At 65.0% G+C, this 1,646-nt stretch carries 2 protein-coding genes; both read right to left on the bottom strand.

Features of this window, described 5'->3' with window-relative positions; genetic code table 11:
- Window positions 1-89: 89 nt before the first annotated feature.
- Window positions 90-785: a transposase gene (locus KOR34_RS26330; RefSeq protein WP_197531773.1), complete on the bottom strand. Its 696-nt coding sequence runs from the start codon at window positions 783-785 to the stop codon at window positions 90-92.
- 134 nt (window positions 786-919) lie between these two features.
- A complete protein-coding gene (locus KOR34_RS26325) occupies window positions 920-1,324 on the bottom strand; it encodes a transposase (protein ID WP_197531772.1) in 405 nt (134 codons plus the stop codon).
- Window positions 1,325-1,646 lie beyond the last annotated feature (322 nt).

The raw sequence follows: 1,646 nt of genomic DNA, 5'->3' as shown, positions 1-1,646 counted from the left end.
GCTACCGGCCCCCAGCCCCCGAGGCGATCCGCTCGCTTGGCTCGCTTCCGGCTACGCCTACAGCGAGCCAAGCGAGCGGCCTGCTGGCCTTAACATAGATACTGGTACTGTCCGGGGGGGCTGGTCAGTCGGCAGGTTGTGTGATGATTGTTTTGTATGGCCGGCCCGCTGCGCGACATGATCGCCAGGAGCGCGACAAGGCGCCTGATGGCAAGCCAGGCGGTCTGCGCGGCCGCGGCAAAGGCCCCTTCCTTCTGCAGGCCCCTCGGCGTGCCGCACCCGAACAGGCGGCGCATCACCAGACCCAGGTTCCGCGTCATCGCTGAGCAGAGCAGCCGTTTGCGGACCTTGTCGATCCCGTGCAGCCACGTTCGTCGCGAGCCGCCCGTCTCGCACACGTGGGCGAACGACCGCTCGACCCGCTCCGATCGCAATCGCTGCAGCCGCTTGTTCTTCTCGGTCTTGGTGCGGCGGCGGTTGGCGTACACCGCGTCCTTGTGCTCCGGCGGCTTGTTGGTCCAACGCGACTTGTGCTTCCGCTCTGGCTCGGGGACATAGGTGCGGAAACCGAGCCACTGGACCAGCTCCAACTGCGAGGCCGTTTGGTAGCCCTTGTCCGCGACGGCCTCCTCGATCTCCTGCTCGACGCCCGCCTGCTCGGTGTTGATCACCGCCTCAACCAGGCTGTCCGCCAGCGTCTGCGCGTCGCTGTGGTCCGCCTCGTAGACCTCCGCCGCGAGGATCAGCTCGGTGTCCAGATCGACCACGTGGGTAGTGTCCGTCAAGATGCACACCTAGTTTTTGGCGTTCCGGTAGTGTCCGTCAAGATGCGCACATAGTTTTTGGCGTTCCCCTGGCTTGGTAGTGGGGGAGCGTCCCGCAACACCCCCACAGGTGTTGCGCGGACGCCTCCGTTAGTTCACTCACTTGAGGTACGGGTTGGGTCTTCGCTGGTCGGCTCGTCCCCATCTTCGATCACGCCCTCTTCCTTCATCAACCGGGTGAGGTACCCCTCCCAGTCCTCGCCCGAGTCTCGGCGGACGATGCTCTTCATCGCCGCGTCCGCCTCCAGCGTGGTCGAGTCGACCCCCACGGCCTTGCCCTTCAAGAGCCCCTTCTCCGACGCCAGCTTCAGCACGAACCGGAAGATGCCCGAGTGCACCTCATAGGGGAGCCGGTCCCGGATCCGGGTCAGGCTCGAGTGGTCGGGCGTGTCCTCCGTCAGCGGCACACCCAGGAACTTCCGCAGCGACAGGCTGTCAGCACACCGCCACGCGACGCCCCGTTGGCTGCCGATCCCCTCGTAGTAGCCGACAAACAGCATCCGGAAGTCCCCCCCCCCGGCGGGATCGACGGCCGGCCATTGCCCGACGCGTCGTAGTGCGGCCCGCACACCGCTTCCACGAAGTCGTCGAACCCCGCCTCGTCCAGCAGACCGTTCAGCTTCCAGTAGAACACGTGCCCATCGCTCTTGGGCAGCTGGTCCGCCACAACAAACAGCTCCTCCTGCTGCTCACGCGATACCGCCCCAGCCTTTCTGTAAAAGCCACAGATCGAGTTTGGCGGGCAGGCTTGGTTAGAACGTGACGTACCGCTTTCCGGTCTCCCACTGTTCGCTTTGTTCCATCAAGACGGCGGTGACCAAT

The sequence above is a fragment of the Posidoniimonas corsicana genome (assembly GCF_007859765.1).
Classification (GTDB): Bacteria; Planctomycetota; Planctomycetia; order Pirellulales; family Lacipirellulaceae; genus Posidoniimonas; species Posidoniimonas corsicana.
This window is presented reverse-complemented; position numbering and strand designations above follow the sequence as displayed.

What these genes read in the sequence shown, in the direction of transcription:
- KOR34_RS26325 (WP_197531772.1), bottom strand. Translation starts at nt 1,324, where the DNA reads ATGCTGTTTGTCGGCTACTACGAGGGGATCGGCAGCCAACGGGGCGTC.